This is a genomic window from Paraburkholderia phymatum (assembly GCF_040965635.1).
Lineage (GTDB): Bacteria > Pseudomonadota > Gammaproteobacteria > Burkholderiales > Burkholderiaceae > Paraburkholderia > Paraburkholderia phymatum_B.
The window spans coordinates 1-256 of record NZ_JBFRCH010000151.1 but is presented as its reverse complement, the minus strand read 5'-3'; the positions used below and the strand labels follow the sequence as shown (position 1 = coordinate 256).

Sequence of the window (256 nt, the reverse complement as noted above, 5' to 3'; positions counted from 1 at the left end):
CTCGACGCCCATTTCGGGCGCTGCGGACGAAAACGTTGCGCCGAGCGCGGCAACGGCCAGCGCGGCAACCGCTGCGTCAGCATCGTTGCGCATGACGGCGGCCACGCGGTCGCCATCGCGCAGCCCCAGTTTCGAAAGCGCGTGTGCAAGACGCGCCACGCGCTCGCGCAGTTCGCCGCGAGTCAGGCGCACACGCTTTCCATCCGCGTGACATGCGGTGATCGCGGGTGCCGTGGCCGGCGCCACCGACAGGTTA

The 256-nt window shown here is 69.9% G+C and carries 1 protein-coding gene; it reads right to left on the bottom strand.

Translation table 11 applies throughout. The features are described 5' to 3' along the window. Positions 1-256: AMP-binding protein (locus AB4Y32_RS40580; RefSeq protein WP_368726595.1), on the bottom strand; the 256-nt coding region annotated here is incomplete at both ends.